The 14,446-nt window shown below is 66.2% G+C and carries 13 protein-coding genes; 6 read left to right on the top strand and 7 right to left on the bottom strand.

Annotated features, from left to right (window positions below; translation table 11 throughout):
- Window positions 1-68 precede the first annotated feature (68 nt).
- Together I3J27_RS06400 and I3J27_RS06395 are read right to left on the bottom strand one after the other, a co-directional pair.
- Complete coding sequence (locus tag I3J27_RS06400; RefSeq protein WP_270166587.1) at window positions 69-701, bottom strand: 2-dehydro-3-deoxy-6-phosphogalactonate aldolase; 633 nt, start codon at window positions 699-701, stop codon at window positions 69-71.
- A gap of 13 nt (window positions 702-714) precedes the next feature.
- Window positions 715-1,629 (bottom strand): 2-dehydro-3-deoxygalactonokinase, encoded by a 915-nt coding sequence (locus I3J27_RS06395; RefSeq protein WP_270166585.1) that lies wholly within the window; start codon window positions 1,627-1,629, stop codon window positions 715-717.
- Between the two features lie 216 nt (window positions 1,630-1,845).
- Between I3J27_RS06395 and I3J27_RS06390 the strand changes: the two genes are divergently transcribed.
- The gene (locus tag I3J27_RS06390; protein WP_270172588.1) at window positions 1,846-2,943 is read left to right on the top strand and encodes an LLM class flavin-dependent oxidoreductase; all 1,098 of its coding nucleotides are present in this window, start codon (window positions 1,846-1,848) and stop codon (window positions 2,941-2,943) included.
- A 58-nt stretch (window positions 2,944-3,001) separates the two neighbouring features.
- Window positions 3,002-3,556 carry a flavin reductase family protein gene (locus tag I3J27_RS06385; protein WP_270166583.1) on the top strand — a complete coding sequence of 185 codons (555 nt, stop codon included), beginning with the start codon at window positions 3,002-3,004 and terminating at the stop codon, window positions 3,554-3,556.
- 70 nt (window positions 3,557-3,626) lie between these two features.
- On the opposite strand, the gene I3J27_RS06380 is transcribed toward I3J27_RS06385, so the two are convergent.
- From I3J27_RS06380 to I3J27_RS06365, 4 genes are all read right to left on the bottom strand, one after another.
- Entirely contained in the window at window positions 3,627-5,477 is a 1,851-nt protein-coding gene (locus I3J27_RS06380; RefSeq protein ID WP_270166581.1) for a sigma-54-dependent Fis family transcriptional regulator, read from the bottom strand.
- Window positions 5,478-5,571: 94 nt separating this feature from the next.
- The gene (locus tag I3J27_RS06375; RefSeq protein ID WP_270166579.1) at window positions 5,572-8,877 is read right to left on the bottom strand and encodes an acetyl-CoA carboxylase family protein; all 3,306 of its coding nucleotides are present in this window, start codon (window positions 8,875-8,877) and stop codon (window positions 5,572-5,574) included.
- Window positions 8,878-9,004: 127 nt separating this feature from the next.
- Window positions 9,005-9,679: an aspartate/glutamate racemase family protein gene (locus I3J27_RS06370; RefSeq protein ID WP_270166566.1), complete on the bottom strand. Its 675-nt coding sequence runs from the start codon at window positions 9,677-9,679 to the stop codon at window positions 9,005-9,007.
- 12 nt (window positions 9,680-9,691) lie between these two features.
- Entirely contained in the window at window positions 9,692-11,374 is a 1,683-nt protein-coding gene (locus tag I3J27_RS06365; protein WP_270166517.1) for a methyl-accepting chemotaxis protein, read from the bottom strand.
- A 295-nt stretch (window positions 11,375-11,669) separates the two neighbouring features.
- Between I3J27_RS06365 and I3J27_RS06360 the strand changes: the two genes are divergently transcribed.
- Both I3J27_RS06360 and I3J27_RS06355 read left to right on the top strand, forming a co-directional pair.
- The gene (locus I3J27_RS06360) at window positions 11,670-12,170 is read left to right on the top strand and encodes a hypothetical protein (protein WP_270166515.1); all 501 of its coding nucleotides are present in this window, start codon (window positions 11,670-11,672) and stop codon (window positions 12,168-12,170) included.
- Between the two features lie 11 nt (window positions 12,171-12,181).
- Window positions 12,182-12,655 (top strand): hypothetical protein, encoded by a 474-nt coding sequence (locus I3J27_RS06355; RefSeq protein WP_270166513.1) that lies wholly within the window; start codon window positions 12,182-12,184, stop codon window positions 12,653-12,655.
- A 124-nt stretch (window positions 12,656-12,779) separates the two neighbouring features.
- Here I3J27_RS06355 and I3J27_RS06350 read toward each other — a convergent pair whose 3' ends face one another.
- Entirely contained in the window at window positions 12,780-13,397 is a 618-nt protein-coding gene (locus tag I3J27_RS06350) for a TetR/AcrR family transcriptional regulator (RefSeq protein ID WP_270166504.1), read from the bottom strand.
- Between the two features lie 167 nt (window positions 13,398-13,564).
- On the opposite strand from I3J27_RS06350, the gene I3J27_RS06345 reads away from it, so the two are divergent.
- On the top strand, window positions 13,565-13,942 hold the full coding sequence (locus I3J27_RS06345; protein ID WP_270166502.1) for a tautomerase family protein: 378 nt from the start codon (window positions 13,565-13,567) through the stop codon (window positions 13,940-13,942).
- 94 nt (window positions 13,943-14,036) lie between these two features.
- Window positions 14,037-14,432 carry a GFA family protein gene (locus tag I3J27_RS06340; protein WP_270166501.1) on the top strand — a complete coding sequence of 132 codons (396 nt, stop codon included), beginning with the start codon at window positions 14,037-14,039 and terminating at the stop codon, window positions 14,430-14,432.
- Window positions 14,433-14,446: the final 14 nt, after the last annotated feature.

Raw genomic sequence — 14,446 nt, 5'->3', positions numbered from 1 at the left:
ATCTCGCTAGTAGAGCAAGATAGGATAACGCGCGACCGTGACGCCATCACGGCTTGTTTATTGCCGGCTCAGTCTTTCGCAATCGCCCGATCGTAAGCCGCGATCGTCGCCTTCGCACGAACGGCGACATCGGCGGCCGTCATGCCGGGCTTGTAGAGGCTGGAGCCGAGCCCGAACGCGGTGACGCCGCCCTTGATGTACTCCGCGAAATTCTGGTCGGAGACGCCGCCGACCGCGGCGATCATTACGCCGGCCGGCAGCACGGCGCGGATCGCGGCAATGCCCGCGGCACCTAACACGCTCGCCGGGAAGAATTTCAGGCCCGATGCGCCCGAGCGCGCGGCGAGCAGCGCCTCGGTCGGCGAGAACACGCCCGGCAGCGTCACCATGGCGTACTGATGTGCACGCGTGAGCACCTGCGCGTCCACATTCGGTGAGACCATCAGCTTGCCGCCCACATCATTGAGACGATCGACATCTGCGGTGGCCAGCACCGTGCCGGCGCCGATCAGAACACCGGCGGGCGCGAGCTTCACGGCAGTGCCGATCGAGCGGAACGGATCGGGCGAGTTCAGGGGAATCTCGATCGCGGTCATTCCGGCCTCGATCAGGACGCCGACGATGGCCTCGGTCTCCTCCGGCTTGACGCCGCGCAGGATGGCGACCAGCGGACGCTGCATCGGCGGAAAGGGAACGCTCATCTCAAACATCCTTCTACTTCGTCCAGATGGCGGCTGCGGCCATCGACAGGCCGCGGCGGACGGCTTCGTCTGCATCGATCGGCTGCACGGTCACCGACAGCGCGTCGAAGGCCAGGCGGTACAGCGTCGCGAGCCGCCCCGATGCAATCAGCGTGATGCCGGCTTTCGGCACAATTCCGGAGAGCCCCGCAGCCAGCTCGACGCCGATCAACGTGCCGGACAGAGTCTCGCGCGCCGCAGCCGGCGTGCTGCCGAACAGGAGCTGCCGCGACCGCGCGCCGAACAGGAGATTGGCGGCGAAGGCCGGTGCGTCATACGCGGTCTTCACCGCAGCCTTGAAGCTCGCGACGTCTTCGGCGTCATTCGCGCCGGCGACCGCGAGCGACAAGATCGTCTCGCGCGAGACCACGCTGAAGAGCTCGCCGGTCATGAAGGTGGAGAAATGCGCGACAATGCCGTCCGTCGCCCGCACCCATTTCGAATGGGTGCCGGGCATGCAGACCAGCGCTTCGCCGGCGGCATCGAGCCCAAGCGCGCCAAGCAGCTGGGTCTCCTCGCCGCGCATCACGTCCGGCGCCCGGGTATCGCGCTGCGCGATACCCGGCAGGATGCGGATGTCGCGCGCCTCGCCCGGCACGCGCGCGGCCTGCTTCAGGACGGCAGAGAGCGGCGCCGGCGTATCGACATAGCCGGCTTCGACCCAGCCGGTCTTGGCGCCGGCCATGCCGCAGACGAGGACCGGCAGATGATCCGGTGCCTCCACGGCCGCGAGATGCGATTGCAGCACGGCGGGGAAACCGGCCTTGGCCGCCGCCATCATGCCCTCGTCGCTGCGGCGCTCGGTCAGCACCTGGCCCGCACGGTCGAGCAGCCACAGCCGGAAGCTGCTGGTGCCCCAGTCCACGGCGACAAAAGCGGGTTCGGTCATCGCAACGGGTATCCTCGTCTCACCGCCAAGACACCGTCTCGCGACAATGAGACGGCGCTGCGCAAATCTGCCCCGGGATATCGGCAATTGCCGCCGCAAACCAGCCTTTTCTCGCAGGTCTGAGGCGCTACGACGCTGGCACACCGCTTGCTGAAGCTGTCCTGTTCAAGTCCCGGAACGCGCGACAAGACGCGTCAACATCAGATGAGGAAACCCATGGAGATCGGCTATTTCACGATGCCTTCGCATCCGCCGGAGTGCGGCCTGAAGGAAGGACACGACTGGGACCTGCAAGTCATGCGCTGGCTCGACGAGCTCGGCTATCAGGAGGCCTGGGTCGGCGAGCACCACACCGCGCCCTGGGAACCCAATCCCACGCCGGACCTTCTGATCGCGCAGGCCTTGATGCAGACCAAGCGCTTGCGCATCGGCCCCGGTGGCTTCCTGCTGCCCTACCACCACCCGGCCGAGCTCGCCAACCGCGTCGCGATGCTCGACCATCTCTCCGAGGGCCGGCTCAATTTCGGCGTTGCGGCCAGTGGCCTGCCGAGCGACTGGGCGATGTTCAACGTCGACGGCATGAGCGGGCAGAACCGCGACATGACCCGTGAGGCGCTGGAGATCATCCTGAAGCTCTGGTCCGACCCCGCACCCTTCACCTACAAGGGCAAGTTCTGGACGGTGACCAAGCCGGACACGATGTTCGACTTCCTCAAGCCGCACATCAAGCCGCTGCAGGCGCCGCATCCGCCGATCGGCGTTGCCGGGCTGTCGAAGAACTCGGACACGCTCAAGCTCGCCGGCGAGCGCGGCTTCATCCCGATGAGCCTCAACCTCAATCCGGCCTATGTCGGCAGCCATTGGGATTCCGTGGAAATCGGCGCAGCCAAGACCGGGCGCAAGCCGAACCGCGCGGACTGGCGGCTGGTGCGCGAGGTGTTCGTCGCCGACACCGACGAGGAGGCGTGGAAGCTCTCGACCGGCGACATGATGGGCCGGATGATGCACGAGTACTTCCTGCCGCTGCTCGGCCATTTCGGCTTCAAGGACTATCTGAAGCACGCGCCCGACGTGCCCGACAGCGATGTCACCGTCGAATATTGCGCCAAGCGGAACTGGATCGTCGGCTCGCCCGCGACCGTCGCCGAGAAGATCGAGAAGATCTACGACGAGGTCGGCGGCTTCGGCGTGCTGCTGGTGTTCGGCTTCGACTACAAGCACAAGGCCGAAGCCTGGCACCATTCGCTGTCGCTGCTCAGGAACGAGGTGATGCCGCGCCTGAAGCATCTCGGCTCCGCGCAGAAGGCGGCTTGACCGTCAGCGGGTGCGGCGCGATCGTGCCGCACCCGCATCGATTTTCGGAGATTTCCGCGTGACGGTCGACGCCAAGGACTTCAAGCAGGCGATGCGCCAATGCGCCGGCGCGGTCGCGCTGGTCACGGTCGGCGCCGAGCACGGCAAGCGCACCGGACTGACGGTGACGTCGGCCTGTTCGCTGTCGGACAGTCCGCCCTCGCTGATCGTCTGCGTCAACCGCAACGCCAGCGCGCACACGCGCATCCGCGAGGAAGGCGCCTTCGCGATCAACTTCCTGCACGAGGATCACGCGCTGCTGGCGCTGACCTTCAGCGGCCAGAAGGGCGTCAACGGCGACGACCGCTTTGCGTTCGGACAGTGGACGCGCGGCGAGACGGGCGCACCGGTGCTGACCGATGCGGTCGCCGCGTTCGACTGCGTGCTGGCACAGGAGTTCGAGACCAAGACGCATTCGATCTTCGTCGGCGAGGTGCGTGGCGTGTCACATTCGGATGCGGCCTCGCCGCTGGTCTATCTGCGCAGCAGCTTCCACGTACCGCAGGAAATCCGCGGCACCGTTTCAGTCGGCGACCTCGATTCGCGACATCTGAGCTGGAGCGATTTTTCGTAGGGGCCGCGGCATCGCCAGTGCGTTCCCTCGCCCCGCTTGCGGGGAAGGCGAAAAGCCTCGCTGCTCGGCACTACTGCGCGGTCTCGATCTTCAGCAGCTTGATCTTGCGATACAGCGTCGCGCGGCTGAGTTTTAGCACGCCGGCTGCTTCGGTGACGCGACCGCCATGCTTGCGGAGCGCTTCCACGATCGTGGCACGCTCTGCCGCTTCGAGATCAGGCTCCATCACCCGCCTACCGAACGGCGGCAGATCGAGATCCGCATCGGTGATGACGGCGTTCTCCGCCGTGCAACCGGCGAGCCGCAGCACGTGGCGGAGCTGGCGCATGTTGCCCGGATACGGATACGCCGAGAGCAGCGCCCAGGCCTCATCCGACAGGCTGCAATTTGGTGCTTCCTCGCGCGCGATCTGGCGGATGACATCATCCCGATCGGCGCGCTCGCGGAGCGCCGGCAGCCGCACCTCCAGGCCGCGCAGGCGGAAATAGAGGTCGGCGCGAAAGGCGCCCTCCTCGGCCATGCGGCCGAGATCGCGATGGGTGGCGCTGATCAATCGAATATCCACCGGCACCGGCTTGAGCGCACCGAGCGGCCAGACCTCACGATTTTCCAGCACGCGCAAGAGGCGCGTCTGCAGCGCGATCGGCATGTCGCCGATCTCGTCCAAAAACAGCGTGCCGCCATCGGCCTGCACGATCAGGCCCCTGGAGCCTTCGCGCCGCGCACCGGTGAAGGCGCCGGCCTCGTAGCCGAACAGCTCGGCGTCGATCAGGCTCTCCGGCATCGCCGCGCAGTTCAGCGCGACATAGTTGTTGCGGGCGCGGCTGCTCGCAGCGTGGATCGCGCGCGCGAACACGTCCTTGCCGACGCCGGTCTCGCCATGCAGCAGCACCGGCAGATTGTGATCGCCGATGCTCCTCAGCCGTTTCACGCTCTTGACCAGGCCGGGATCGCTACCGGCGAGCCGATGCAGCGCGTCGAAGCGATCGACGGACGCATCACGGCGGTGCGAGGGGGATCTTGCGCGCAATGGCGGGGCAATGTGGCTCTGGCCGAGCGGACGTCCATCGGCGCGGCGCAGCTCGACAATGTCGTCCCCATGGCGCAGATGATCGAGCTTGATGTAGCGCGACAGATCGATGCCGGATGCGATCAGGCCGTCGGTGAGGCCCAGCAGCGCACGCGCCGAGCGGCATGCGCCGACGATGCGGCGATCGTCATCATAGGCAAGCAGGCCGCGGCCGGCATCGCCCGGCACGGTCGCGATCCAGGCATCGCGGAAATGATCGCGGAAGATCGCGCCTTCCATCCGCCGCGTCGCCTCCATTGCCACAGCGAGCGCAAGCTGATGCGCGGTCCGTTCGAGGTCCTCGCGGCAGGACGTGATGTTGACGGCGCCGGCGAGACGTCCGGCCTGGTCAAACAGAGGCGTCACCGCGCAGGAGAAGATGCCCCATTGCGCGCGAAAATGCTCATCGCGATGGACCAGGATCGGCTTTCGTTCCGCAAGGCACGTGCCGAGTCCGTTGGTACCTTCAAACGCTTCCGAAAAATTCGAGCCGGTGTAGACCTTCCAGCGCAGGAAGATCTCGTTATCGGCTTCGCCCGGCAGCCGGCTGAACAGCATGGTCGCGTTGGCGTCAGCCAAATTGACGCAATAGCCGGCATCACGCAGCACGCGGGCGAGATCGTCGAGCTCGGGCGTGAGGAGCCGGATCGTCTGCTCCAGCGGCTCGGCGACGTGACGGATCTCGGCCTCGGTCAGCGTCTGCGGCGGGCCCTGGCGGGCGGGATCGAGCTTGTGGCTGATCAGGCAGCGCCGCCAGGAGGTCGCGATCCGCGACTCCGCATCGACGTCGGCCACATCATTGGCGACGGACAAGACACGGGCGACATGGTTCGAGGCCGACAGGCTGGCCATCGCAGACGTCTCCACCCTGTATTATTGTGCAAAGTCTGGCACCACAGGCGGGGATGTCAATCGGGAACCGGGACGCAAGCTTGCTGCACCGCCCTCACCACGTGTCGATGCACGGCCGCTTCTTCCCTGTCCGCGCCGGCGGCTTGGGCGCCGAGCGCAGGCCCGCCATGATCCACCGCCGCGTCTCGGCGGGGTCGATGACGTTGTCGATCTCGAACACCGAGGCGATCGAGACTGCCTTGCCGTTGGCGTATAGCTCGGCGACCTTGTTGCGATAATAGGTCTCGCGCTCCTCGGGATCGGCGATCGCCTCCATCTCCTTGCGGAAGCCGAGGCGAACATAGCCCTCGAGACCCATGCCGCCGAACTCACCGGTCGGCCAGGCCGCGGTGAAGAAGGAAGCGTGGAAGCCACCGCCGATCATCGACTGCGCACCCAGCCCGTAGCCCTTGCGCAGCACGATGCCGAACAGCGGCACGGTGAGGCTCGCGCCTGTTACGAACATGCGCGAGACGTGGCGGACAATCGCGGTCTTCTCGGCTTCCGGGCCAACCATGAAGCCGGGCGTGTCGCAGAGCGAGACGACAGGCAGGTCGAAGGCGTCGCAGAGCTGGAGGAAGCGCGCGGCCTTGTCGCCGGCGTCGGCATCGATCGCGCCGCCGAGATGGCGCGGATTGTTGGCGATCAGCCCGAACGGTTTTCCTTCGATGCGGATCAGCGCGGTAATCATGCCGACGCCGTACTCGCGTCGCAGCTCCAGCACGCTGTCCTCGTCCGCGACGAGATCGATCACGCTGCGAATGTCGTAGACACGCAGGCGGTTTTCCGGGATGGCGCGCCGGAGCAGGCGCTGGTCGGCGGCCTGCCAGTCCGACACGGCGCCCTGGAAATACGACAGGTATTTCTGCGCAACCTTTGTGGCCTCCTCCTCGTCCTCGACCAGGATGTCGATGACGCCATTGGGGGACTGGAACGAGACCGGGCCGACCTCAGCCGGATGGTAGACGCCGAGCCCGCCGCCTTCGATCATCGCCGGGCCGCCCATGCCGATCGAGGCATTTTTGGTGGCGATGATTACGTCGCAGCAGCCGAGCATCGCGGCGTTGCCGGCGAAGCAATAGCCTGAGACGACACCAATCACCGGCACGAGGCCGGAGAGCCTTGCGAACTGCACGAAGGAGGGACCGTCGAGGCCGGTCATCCCGAGCCGGTCGGTGTCGCCGGGCCGCCCGCCGCCGCCTTCGGCATAAAACACCAGCGGGACGCGCCAGTCTTCCGCCAGGGTCAGCATGCGGTCGATCTTCTTGTGGTTCATATGGCCCTGCGTGCCCGCGAGCACGGTGTAATCATAGGCGACGACGATGCAGCGTGCGCCTTCAGGCCCGAACTTCTCCGCGTTGACGGTGGCGACGCCCATGACGAGGCCATCGGCCGGCGTGTTCTTGATGAGATCGTCGAGCTTGCGACGACGGCGCTGTGCCGCGATCGCGAGGCTGCCGTATTCCATGAACGAGCCGTCATCGACGAGCTGCGCGACGTTTTCGCGCGCGGTGCGCTGGTTGGTGTTGCGGCGGCGCTCGACCGAGGCCGGCCGGTTCGCATCGAGCGTATTGGCCTGGCGCGCGATCAGCTCGGCCAGATCAGGGCGGATGTGGTCGAGATCGATATCGGTCTCTGCCGCCGCGCTATCAGCCGCAACGTCGAGCGGCTCCAGATACAGGATGGGATCGCCATGCATCAGCGTGACGCCATCGCCGGCGATGAGCTTCATGACGCGGCCGCCCTGCTCAGCCATGACGAGGTGCTCCATCTTCATGGACTCGATCACGGCGAGCTGCTGGCCGGGGCGTACGATCTCGCCTTCCCTGACCTGGATGGCGACGATGGTGCCCTGCAAGGGCGCCGCGACCATTACCGCGCCCTCGGGCACGGCTTGCGCGACGTGAGTTTCCGCGCCGTGACCATCGCTTCGCTCGGTCGCCGCAAAATAGAGCGGCTTGGCGGCGCCATCGGCCGCTTCCACGAGCTTTGCGATATTGCGGTCGATGAAATCGGTCGCGATGCGGTTGGTCCTGAAATCGGGATGCGCGAGCACCGCCTGGAGGAAGGCGATGTTGGTGACGACGCCGTCGATCCGGAACTCTCGCAAGGCGCGCGAGGCCTTGGCGACCACGTCATGCCAGGCCTCGCCCGGCGTGTGCACGATCACCTTGGCAAGCAGCGAGTCGAAGGCCGCGCTGGTCTTGTAACCGGCGTAACCAAAACTATCGACGCGAACGCCGGGGCCCGACGGCGGCTCGAACACGGCAAGCACGCCGCCCGTCGGATGCGTGGCGCCCGTCTCGTCCAGCGTCTCCATATTGACGCGGAGCTGCATGGCATGGCCGCGCGGCTTCGGGATCGCCCCCTGCGCGAGGCCGAGGGAAGCAAGTGAGCTGCCAGCGGCGACCGCGAGCTGGGCGCGGACGAGGTCGAGACCGAGAACCGCCTCGGTGACGGTGTGCTCGACCTGGAGCCGGGGATTGGCCTCGATGAAGGCAAAGCTGTCCTCGGCGGTGCCGTCGACCAGGAACTCGAACGTCCCGAGATTGTCGTAGAACGCCGCAGCCGCCAGTTGCTTGGCCGCCTCGATGATGCGGCCGCGCAGGGCCTCGCCGAGCGAGGGGCTCGGCGCCACCTCGATCAGCTTCTGATGGCGGCGCTGGATGGTGCATTCGCGCTCCCAGAGATGGGAGATCGCTCCATGGCGGTCGCCGATGATCTGCACCTCGATATGGCGGGCCTGCCGGATCAGCCGCTCGGCATAGACGCCGTCGAAGCCGAACGCCGCCTTGGCCTCGGATTGGCAGCGCGCATAGGCCTCCGCAAGATCGCCGGCATTCTCCACGACGCGCATGCCGCGGCCGCCGCCGCCGGCCATTGCCTTGATCACGATCGCCGCGTTGCTGCCGAGCGAGGAGAAGAACGCCGCGATGTCGTCCAGCGAGGACGGGCCGCTGGTGCCGGCGATGATCGGCACGCCGCAGCGCTTTGCCAATTGCCGTGCCGCAACCTTGTCGCCGAACAGCTCGAGCGCGGCCGGCTTCGGCCCGATGAAGGCGATGCCCGCATCGGCGCAGGCCTTGGCGAACGCGGCATTCTCGCTGAGGAAGCCGTAGCCGGGATGCACGGCATCGCAGCCAGCGCTCTTCGCCGCCTTCACCACGGCCTCGATATCGAGATAGGCCCGCGCGCCACGGCCGGGAATTTCGACCGTCTCGTCGGCCACACGCACGTGCAGCGACAGCGCATCATCCGCCGGATGGATCGCAACCGTCGCAATGCCAGCGTCGGCCGCGGCACGCGCGATGCGGATGGCAATTTCACCGCGGTTGGCGATCAGAAGCTTCTTGAACGACATGCAGCGTCTCCATGCCCGCGAGCGGAGGCGCGGGTCGGCAGGTTCAATGGTCCTGCTTCCTGACTTTAGCCGCAGCCGTCAAGGGTGGGGAAGCCTGTGGCCGTGACCGGTCCCGCCGGCCGGAATATCAACTCCCGGCGCGCGCCGTGACGAGACGAATAATCCGCGCCACGGCAGACGGGATCGGCGCGATGACCGGCACGGTGAACATCGGCTGAAGCTCGCGCGCGGCTTCGCCCAGCGGCCCGCCGCCGATGATGACGGCCTCGGCTCCGTCCTGCGCGATGCAGGCTTCGACGGCACCAGCCAGCGCTGCACGCAGCCGCGCCGGATCGCGCATCAGTTCCTGCGGATCGGCCTCGGCGAAGCGCGTCCCGGTGTAGCGGGATTGCAATCCCAGCGCATGCGGCAGCGCGTCGATCTTCGCCTCCAGCATCGGCGTCGTGGTCGCCACGCCGAAACGGCGGCCGTGCTGCGCAGCCTCCAGCATCGAGGATTCTCCGATGCCGACCGCAGGCAACTTCATTACAGCCTTGATCCTGGCAAGGCCGGGATCGCCGAACGCCGCGACGATGATCCCGTCGCATCCATGCCGACGTGCCCGCGCAATCTCCAGAACTTCGGCGGAAGCTGCATCCAGCGCATCCGGCGTCACGATCATTTGCGGCGCGCGCGTCGCGGTCGCGCCGACAATGTCGAAGCCATCCCCAGCGGCAGACGTCGCGATGGCGACCATCATTGCGGTGGTCGTCTCAGAGCCGTTCGGATTGATCAGGAGGATGCGCGCGGAATTTTGGCCCATCCCCCTGCTGTACTAGGCTGCCCGCACGCCCGCAACGAAGGTGCTGACCTCGTCCTCGAGCGATTGCAGCTTCTGCGTCAGCCGGCCGCTCGATTGCAGCACGAGGCCGGCGGCCTGGCCGGTCTCGGCCGTCGCATCGGTGACGCCGGAGATGTTCTGCGAGACCTGGTCGGTGCCGGAGGCCGCCTCCTGCACGCTGTGCGCGATCGCCTGGGTCGCGGCGCCCTGCTCCTCGACTGCGGCTGCGATCGACGAGGAGATCTCATTGACCTCCATGATGGTCTTGCGGATGCTGTCGATGTTGCCGACGACCTGGTTGGTCTCGGCCTGGATCGCGGTGATCTGCGCGCCAATCTCGTCGGTCGCCTTCGCGGTCTGGCTGGCCAGCGATTTGACTTCGCTCGCGACCACGGCAAATCCCTTGCCGGCCTCGCCGGCGCGCGCGGCTTCGATGGTGGCGTTGAGCGCGAGCAGATTGGTCTGCGAAGCGATCTGGTTGATGAGGTCGATGACCTCGCCGATCTTGTGGGCCGCCGCAGCCAATCCCTGCACCGTGTCGTTGGTGCGCTGGCCGTCGGCGGCGGCCTTGTCGGCCACGGAAGCCGCCTGCGCGACGCGCTGGCTGATCTCGGTGATCGAAGCCGACAGCTGGCCGGCGGCAGAAGCCACGGTCTGCACATTGCTCGAAGCCTGCTGGCAGGCGGTGGCGACGAAGCTGGCGCGGTCGGTCGCCTTGTTCGCGGTCTCCGACATGCCTTGCGCGGCCTGCTGCATCGCGCGCGCCTCGTTGAAGACGTCGCGGACGACGGCCTGAACGCTCGCCTCGAACTTGTCGGCGAGATCGGCCATCGTCCTGCGCTTCTCGTCGTCGGCCGTCTGCTTGGCCTCCTGCTGCTCGGCATGCATCCGGCCCACCGCAGCCGCATTGTCCTTGAACACGGCAAGCGCCTTGGCGAGCGCGCCGACCTCGTTGCTGCGGTCGGTGTAGGGCACCTCGAACGTGCTGTCGCCGCCGGCGAGACGCTCAGTCAGCGCGGTGATCTTTGCGAGCGGCTTAGTGACGCTGCGGCCGATCAGGAACGAGGCGCCGAGCACCACGACCAGGACGGCCAGGCAGATATAGGCGAACGTCATCGCGTTCTGGCGAAAGACCGCGTCGACGTCGTCGAGATAGATGCCGGTGCCGATGATCCAGCCCCAGGGCGCAAAGCCCTTCACATAGGAAATCTTCCCGACCGGCTGATCGAAGCCGGGCTTCGGCCAGAGGTAGCCGTAGAAGCCCGCGCCCTGTTTCTTGACGACGTCAACGAAACCCATGAACAGCGCGTTGCCGGCGGGATCCTTCATGCCGGAGAGATCCTTGCCGTCGAGTTCGGGCTTGATCGGGTGCATGACCATCTTGGGGGCCATGTCGTTGATCCAGAAATACTCGACCTTGTCGTAGCGCAGGCTCTTGATCTCCGCGATCGCGGCGGCCTGCGCCTGCTCGCGCGTCAGCTTCCCCTCGCTTTCGAGCTTCTGATGATGCGCCAGGATGCCGTAGCCGACATCGACCATGTGCTGCGTCTTGGCCTGACGGTCGGCGACCATCTGGGCGCGCACGGTCGAGAGCGCGATCGGCGCCAGAGCGATCATGCCAAGAAGGCTGATGGCAACGATCAGGACCAGCTTGAAACTGATACGGGAGAAAATCATTGATGCTCGCATGAATTAGCGGGGCTGATATGCCAGTTTATCCTGCTCCCCTTAGCAAAGCCTTAAGCATTGGGTCCCCCAAAAGCCCGCAAAACTGCGTGGAAGGCGGCCGGCACGCTGCATAGGGCTTCGCTCGCTTGCGAGGTTGGCCGCATCCGAGATGAAAGTTCTTCAAAACTAGAAGACCTCGATATCGCCCCTCCGAGCGTTGACTTGCAGCCGGCCCTGGCCGAACGATCGGCGCAGATCATCAGCGCCGGAAGTGGCGTGAGCGCAGCCAAAGGCCAGAGGCTCAATGCATCAATCGACATCGACAGGGTCCCTCGACCTTCCCGCGCTGTGCGCGGCGGAGCGGCTGTTCATCTGGGGATTTCGGGCCAAGGCGCGCAGCGGAACCGCCGTTCCGACCGCCGCCGACATCCAGCAGGTGTACGACCACTTTCGCGTGGGCGATGCCGTGCCGTCGCTGGAATCCATCATCGAGATCTTTGCGTGCACGGCGCATACGGCGATCGAGGTGCATTGCCCCACCTGTCCGAGGATGTCGGACAGCGAGCACGGAATGTTGCACGCCATCGCCGCGGCACAGCAGGAGCGCGTCGACGTCGCGCGCGAGCAGTTCGAGTGCTGGCTCCCGCCGGTCGGTGCCGATTGGGCGCTGGCGCCGGTCCGGGGGCTTGCGACGATCTTCCGCATGGCCGGTCTCATCCTGCCCGACCGACAGGTTCGATCGCTCGACCATGATCGGACGATGGCGATGAAGAGCTGGTTCGTCGGAAGTCCCACATTGCACTGACGAGACCGCTCATGATGCAGGATGCGTGTGGCTCTGTGCCCGTTACGGAAGCCGGCCAGTCGCAGCGCTGCCCGTTCCGGGCCGCGCTTGCGAGCCGTCCGTGCGTCGACAGCTACGATAATTTTTGCCGCATCGCGCTGTCGCTGTTTCGCTTCATCGGAGCGGCCTATGCGACCGGTGCCTCCGACTGCTGGGAGGCGGCCTATCGCTTCGCCGACGAGGCGCCTGATATCGCCGACAGTCCGCTACTGGTGGCGCGCGCGGCCGCGCTCGTCAGAATTCTGCGCAGCGGCCGCCCTTGCGAGCTGTGCTTCATGCCGCCGTCGTGCCGGCGCCTGTCGAAGGACGAGGCGGATCTGATGCGGCTGCTGGCGGTCGCGCGAAGCAGGCAGCCAGGTGAACTCGAGGCCATCGTGTGTCAGTTCGTGACCTTCGGGAAAGAGGATGCGGCAACGCGCGCGATCAACGCGCTTGCCCTGTGCTGACGCTTTGACGGGTTCTACTCGCACATAGAGCCGTCTTGCGGTATCGACATCGTCATGGAGACGCAGTGCTCGATGCCCTCCATGAAACCTCCAGACGATCCCGGCGCGACCACCGCCGGGATCGTCATTCTCGTGTCACCCGCTGGCGACCCTTCTCCTCGAGCACGAGATCGACGGTGTGGGCCGCGATCTTGCGCAGCTGCGGCTCGTCGCCGAAGGCGCGCTCGAGCACCGCAAGTCCGCGCGTCACCGTGATGATGTGCAGCGCTGCGGCCGCGGGATTGCCGCTGAATTCGCCGCGCTCTGCGCCCGCCGACAACGTTTCCTGAACCAGAGCCGTGATGCGCGAGACGAGACCGGCAAACGCCTGGCGCGCCTCCTCGTCGAGCCCCTCGCCTTCGGCCGCGCCGAGCTCCATCAGTCCCCGCGTGGTCGGGCATCCCCGCGGCGGCGTCCCGGAGCGGAAATTGGTGATGGTCAGGTCGAAGAACGCAGTGAGGCGCTTTCGTAAAGTACCTGTGCCGAGCGCCTTTTGCAGGACGAGGAGATAGTCGCCCGCGTAGCGTTCATAGGCCTGCAGGAACAGCGCCTCCTTGCTGCCGAAGGCGTTGTAGAGGCTGCCGCGCTGGACGCCGGCGTCTCGCGCAATGTCCGACAGCGAGGTGCCGCGCACGCCCTTGCGCCAGAACTGGTCGAACGCGATGCGCAGCACGTCGTCGTGGTCAAACTCGCGCGGCCTCAAATTCTTACTCCTCCGTCCGGCAAAGTATTGACACGATGTCAAGAATATGGATTCTAGACATCGTGTCAAAAACTAATCGGGATTGATAGCCCATTTCGTCAATGGGCCGAACGGCCGGCGCCTGCATGCGCCCTGGCCGGCCGGACCCGCATGCAAAGGGACCAGCTATGCCTCTGCTCCATATCTCGATGCGCGCCGGGAAACCGGACGCCTACCGCCGGGCGATCCTCGACGGCCTCTACCGCGCCATGCGCGAGGCGCTGAACGTCCCTGAAGGCGACGAGTTCATGACCATCAGCGAGATTGCGCCAGCAAATTTCCGCTGCGGCAACGCCTACGGCGTCGCGCGCAGCGACGACGCCGTGCTGATCCAGATCACCGTGTTCGCCTCGCGCACGGCGGAACAGAAGAAGGCGCTGTACCGTCGGATCACCGACCTGCTCGGCGACAACCCGGGCATCCGCCCCGGGGACGTCTTCGTGAATGTGCTCGACGCGCCCGCGGAGAACTGGTCCGTCGGCCACGGCATCGCGCAATTCGCATGAGTTTGCCGCGCCGCTCTTGAGAATCCTCTGCCGCAAGGGTCTGATAGTGCGCTGAGTGTGATCGACAAGCCGGCCGAGCCGGACGGGGAGTGAGATGGCCGCATTCCGGGGAAGCTGCCTGTGTGGCGAGGTCGCGTTCGAGGTCGAGGGTCCGTTCGACCGCTTCCTCAACTGCCATTGCTCGCGCTGCCGCAAGGCGACCGGCACGGCGCATGCCTGCGAGGTGATCGTGCAGGCGGGCGCGCTGCGCTGGCTGCGCGGCGAAGCATCCGTCGCGCGCTTCAATCTGCCGAATGCGCGAAGCTTTGCGACCGCGTTCTGCAAGATCTGCGGCAGCCCGATGCCGCACCTCACGCGTAGCGGGCGCGAGGCGATCATCCATGCCGGCGCGTTCGACGAGCCGCTGGGTGCGGTACCCGACCGGCACGTGCAGTGGGCATCGCGCGCGGACTGGTATGTGCACGGCGACGGACTGCCGGTGGAGGATTGAGGCGACGCGCGGGC

It is taken from the genome of Bradyrhizobium xenonodulans (assembly GCF_027594865.1).
In the GTDB taxonomy this organism is placed as follows: Bacteria; Pseudomonadota; Alphaproteobacteria; order Rhizobiales; family Xanthobacteraceae; genus Bradyrhizobium; species Bradyrhizobium xenonodulans.
Note: the sequence above shows the minus strand (reverse complement) of the source record. Positions and strands in the feature narration are given on the sequence as shown.

Bases quoted from the DNA above. Each gene is read 5' to 3' on its own strand.
- I3J27_RS06360 (WP_270166515.1), top strand. From the start codon at position 11,670: ATGCATCAATCGACATCGACAGGGTCCCTCGACCTTCCCGCGCTGTGC.
- I3J27_RS06345 (WP_270166502.1), top strand. From the start codon at position 13,565: ATGCCTCTGCTCCATATCTCGATGCGCGCCGGGAAACCGGACGCCTAC.
- I3J27_RS06340 (WP_270166501.1), top strand. From the start codon at position 14,037: ATGGCCGCATTCCGGGGAAGCTGCCTGTGTGGCGAGGTCGCGTTCGAG.
- I3J27_RS06355 (WP_270166513.1), top strand. From the start codon at position 12,182: ATGATGCAGGATGCGTGTGGCTCTGTGCCCGTTACGGAAGCCGGCCAG.
- I3J27_RS06380 (WP_270166581.1), bottom strand. From the start codon at position 5,477: ATGGCCAGCCTGTCGGCCTCGAACCATGTCGCCCGTGTCTTGTCCGTC.
- I3J27_RS06375 (WP_270166579.1), bottom strand. From the start codon at position 8,877: ATGTCGTTCAAGAAGCTTCTGATCGCCAACCGCGGTGAAATTGCCATC.
- I3J27_RS06400 (WP_270166587.1), bottom strand. From the start codon at position 701: ATGAGCGTTCCCTTTCCGCCGATGCAGCGTCCGCTGGTCGCCATCCTG.
- I3J27_RS06395 (WP_270166585.1), bottom strand. From the start codon at position 1,629: ATGACCGAACCCGCTTTTGTCGCCGTGGACTGGGGCACCAGCAGCTTC.
- I3J27_RS06390 (WP_270172588.1), top strand. From the start codon at position 1,846: ATGGAGATCGGCTATTTCACGATGCCTTCGCATCCGCCGGAGTGCGGC.
- I3J27_RS06365 (WP_270166517.1), bottom strand. From the start codon at position 11,374: ATGATTTTCTCCCGTATCAGTTTCAAGCTGGTCCTGATCGTTGCCATC.
- I3J27_RS06370 (WP_270166566.1), bottom strand. From the start codon at position 9,679: ATGGGCCAAAATTCCGCGCGCATCCTCCTGATCAATCCGAACGGCTCT.